At 53.4% G+C, this 4,244-nt stretch carries 3 protein-coding genes; all 3 read right to left on the bottom strand.

The window, feature by feature from the left end:
• Nucleotides 1–116: 116 nt before the first annotated feature.
• Nucleotides 117–467: a PG0541 family transporter-associated protein gene (locus Q0X57_RS07745; RefSeq protein WP_297729859.1), complete on the bottom strand. Its 351-nt coding sequence runs from the start codon at nt 465–467 to the stop codon at nt 117–119.
• Nucleotide 468: 1 nt separating this feature from the next.
• The gene (locus Q0X57_RS07740; protein ID WP_297729857.1) at nt 469–3,609 is read right to left on the bottom strand and encodes an efflux RND transporter permease subunit; all 3,141 of its coding nucleotides are present in this window, start codon (nt 3,607–3,609) and stop codon (nt 469–471) included.
• 4 nt (nt 3,610–3,613) lie between these two features.
• The coding region (locus Q0X57_RS07735) for an efflux RND transporter periplasmic adaptor subunit (protein WP_297729855.1) at nt 3,614–4,244 on the bottom strand (631 nt) is incomplete at its 5' end.

The following is a 4,244-nucleotide window of genomic DNA, read 5'->3' as shown; positions in this document are numbered from 1 at the left end:
ACTACGCCCCGCGTGGACTTTCACCACAGATGTATGACATGCCCGTCATACAACGAAGATGCGCCAAAGCCCCAACGACTCTGACGCATCCTCTCCAATCACATACTAAATGAAGCTTAAGCTCCACTTAATGGGTCACGCTCCTGCACGGGCATGATGGATTCGGGCGCTACGTAGGTATCGACAGACCAGAGGTACGCAGCGACCAGCTCGCTGTTATTGTACGCCTGAGCATTCATCTCTCGGATACGCTCTAGGAGTACGTCCCCCTTGGCGGTGTCTGCCTCCTGTACCAGTAGACAAGCGTTGAAGCCTGGCCACACGGCGGTATCCTTGTGCGGGATGTCGAAGTTGCTCTCGGCAAGAGCCTTCGGGATTACTTGGTAGACGCTTATCTCCAGTTCCCGCAGGAGCGACTCCATCTGCTCCAGCATACTGACATTGCAGGTGATATATACGAATCTCATACTACTTCTTCTTAATCTGTTTCCTCAATCTAGATATTCTACGCTCCTTATTGAGCTTGTGCTGGTGTACAGCAGCATAGGCTGTCGGCACCAAGATGAGCGTCACGAGCATCGAGATCAGAAGACCGCCGATGATGGTGATGCCGAGCGGTGCATAGAGCTCCTTGCCCATACCTCTACTGAGTGCCATGGGTAGCATACCGAGTATGGTGGTCATAGAGGTCATCAAGACAGGACGCAGGCGTGAGCGTCCAGACTCCATCACCGCATCTCGTATGCTATAGCCACGGCGCACGAGCATGTTGCTGTAGTCCACTAGGACGATACCATTGTTCACTACGATACCGACTAGCATGATGAGACCGATGAAGGTGACGACACTGAGCGTGGTACCTGTGATAAGGAAGGCTAAGATAACGCCTACGAGGGTGAAGGGTATCGCAAAGAGGATGATAAGTGGGTCAACTAACGACTCAAACTGAGCAGCCATAACCATAAAGACTAGGAGCAGTCCGATGACGAAGATGACCGTGAGCGATGAGAAGGTGTCACCCTGATCCTCCACCTGACCACCTAGCGATACGGTCACACCTTGTGGCGTGTCGAGGTCGGCGATGATCTGCTCTGCCTTCTTGGCACCATCACCGAGCGAGATGCCGTTGAGGTTGGTTGTAACCTTGACATAGCGCTGCTGGGTGAGTCGCTCGATCTGCACGGGGCCCTCCTGCTCCTGAATATCAGCGACCGCAATGAGCGGGATCTGCTGTCCCAAGAGGTTGGTCACCTGCATCTCTCGTAGCTTGCTGATTGAGTTACGATACTCTGGCGCATACTGTATGCGTATATCATAGTCTGTACCGTCTTCAGTATAGGCGCCAGCCTTAGCTCCATAAAGATTCTCGCGTACCTGTATACCGATGATACCAGGATTGAGAGCCATCTGGGAGGCTTTATCCTTGTCCACGAGGATGTGCACCTCACGATTGCCTGCCGAGACAAGCGCCTCGACATTGGTAAACTCAGGGCACTCCTTCGCCTTGCGCTCGATCTCAAAGGCAACCTGATTCATCTGGTCAATGTCTTTGCCATAGACGACAAACTCAATCGGAGCTCTATTGCCAGTCAGCGCGGTCGCCATAGCACTACCACCAGAGACAGTCACCTTCTCAATCTCAGGGATTGCCTCAATCAGCGGACGTATATCGTCTGCGATCTGCTGACTGCTACGCTTACGCTCATCGACGGGCTTGAGGTGGCAGAAGATGGTACCGATGTTCTTACCCTCCTTAAAGCCTACGGCAGTCAAGACTCCATCATCGGTCTGTCCCGTGATGCTGGCGATACCGCCCTCGGCAATCTCTGGCACATGGTCCTGCAGGAGCTGTACGATCTGATTACCGACCTGCTCTGTGATCGTGTGGGAGGAGCCTTGCTCCGTCTCAAACTGGATGGAGACAGAGCCCGCATCAATGTCGGGGATGTAGTCGGTACCGACCGCCTTCCCTAAGAGCAGTACTAAAGCAAAGATCACGAGAGCCGACACGAGGGTGATGCCTTTGTGAAAGACTGCCCACCCAAGGAAGTCATGGTAGATGCGCTCGATCCTTTGGAACATACGCTCGCTCCAGTTGTAGAGCTTACCGTGCTTCTTGCCTTTACCTCCACGAGGGGCGGGCTTGAGCAGGACGCTTGAGAGCATCGGAGTCAGTGCCAGTGCAGTAAAGAGGGAGGTAATCATACAGGTCACCGTCAGGACGGCTAGTTGCTTGAACATCACACCGACGATACCACCCATGAAGACGAGCGGGAGGAACACCACAATCGTGGTCAGCGTCGAGGCGGCAATGGCTAGACCCATCTCCGAGGCTCCAAACATGGCAGCTTGCTTCGGCATAGCGCCTCGCTCGATGTGCTGCGTGATGTTTTCGAGTACGACGATGGCGTTGTCCACCACCATACCGATAGCGATCACAAGCGCCACGAGTGAGAAGATATTAATCGTGTAGCCCAGCACATTCATAACGATAAAGGCCGAAATCAGCGACACAGGCATCGTCAGGAAAACGATGAGACTAGACCTCCACTCTCGTAGGAAAAGCAAGACGACTAGGGTGACGAAGATCAGAGCGTACCAGATCGACGAACTCAGGTTGTTGATCGATGAAGTAACCAGCTCATCAGAACCTATCACCTCAAAGATCTGTACATCTGAGGGTAGATCCTTCTGTATGTCGGCTATCTCAGCACGCACCGCATTGACTACGTCTACCGTATTCGCTCCTGACTGCTTCTGTACGAGTAGGGCGATACCTTTGCCCACATGATTGAAGGCTGAGGCATCGGTCTCCTTAAAGGTGTCTCGGACGGTAGCGACATCTTTGATACGCACTACCTTACCGTTGAACGCTTTGATGACCGTATTCTCCAGCTCCTCGACGCTCTCGTACTTACCAGGCATACGCACGGAGAAGTCGTAGGCACTCTCCGTGACGAAGCCCGAGGGTACGTTGATATTGTTTGCCTTGAGCATCATCGATAGCTGAGCCACCGACATACCATAGGCCTGCATTCTCGTGGGATCTATCTCGACTCGTATCTCACGCTGAGGCTGTCCTAGATAGATGACCGTACCGACGCCGTCGACCTTACGCAGAGCTGAGGCAATCTGATCCTCGACGATCTCCTCCAGTCCGTTGTAGTTCTCGTCCGCATTGACTGCGTAGCCGAGGATAGGCATCATGGAGGCGTTAATCTTATAGATGATCGGCGTGTAGGCTTGCGACGGCATACGCGACTTAACCAGCTCGAGGAGGTCTCGGGCATTGTTTGCCGCAGCCGTGATATCCTCTTCCCACTCGTAGCGGAGCTGTATGAAGGAGACGTTCTCTTTAGAGATAGACTTGATCTCAACGAGGTTCTCTGCCGAGGAGAGCACCGCCTCCAGGGGCTTGGAGACCTGCTCCTCGACCTCTATCGCTGAGGCGCCAGGGTAGACCGTGATGACCGTCAAGGAGGGGAACTCCATGTTTGGCATCAGGTCTAGCGGTAACTTCGTCAGGGAGAAGACTCCGATCACCAGTATGGCGACGAAGATCATCGCCGCCGCAATGGGTCGTTTTACACCAAATTCGGGAAGTTTCATAGGCTTACTTCTTCACCACGTTTACCTTAGAGCCGTCACTGAGCTTGTTCTTGCCATCTATGATGATGGTGTCGCCACTCTTGAGCTCATTACTCTCTACGTAGACCCAGCCGTCGTTGATCTCGCCACGCTTTACGGCGATGCGGCTCACGGTCGCTCCATCTTCGTTGAGCTTGAAGACAAACTCCTCAGCCGTCCCCGCTAGGCGATAGATAGCATTGAGGGGAACGAACAGCCCCTCCCGCTCGGGCAGGGCAATAGATACGTTGCAATACATACCAGGCTTGAGTCGGTTGTTGCTGTTCGGTATATTGACCTCCACAGATGCGGTGCGCGTCGTCGGCGATAGGACAGCCGAGATGTAAGAGACCTTGCCCGTAGCTGGCTCATCGGGATAAGCGTCGAAGGTAATCAAGGCTTGTTGCCCTTTCGCTATATAACTCAGATCCTTCTCGTTGACCTCGATGGTAGCCTTGAGCGGATTGATCTGGCGTAGCTCGATGATTCCACTCTCTAGCTTGAGATCACTGCTGAGACTGGGGGTGAAAGCGTAGGTCTCGCCCTCATTGATCATGATCTCGGTGATGACTCCGCTAAAGGGGGCCGTGATGGAGGTGTTTTTCTTGAGCATAGCG

Source organism: uncultured Porphyromonas sp. (genome assembly GCF_947254915.1).
Classification (GTDB): Bacteria; Bacteroidota; Bacteroidia; order Bacteroidales; family Porphyromonadaceae; genus Porphyromonas.
Note: the sequence above shows the minus strand (reverse complement) of the source record. Positions and strands in the feature narration are given on the sequence as shown.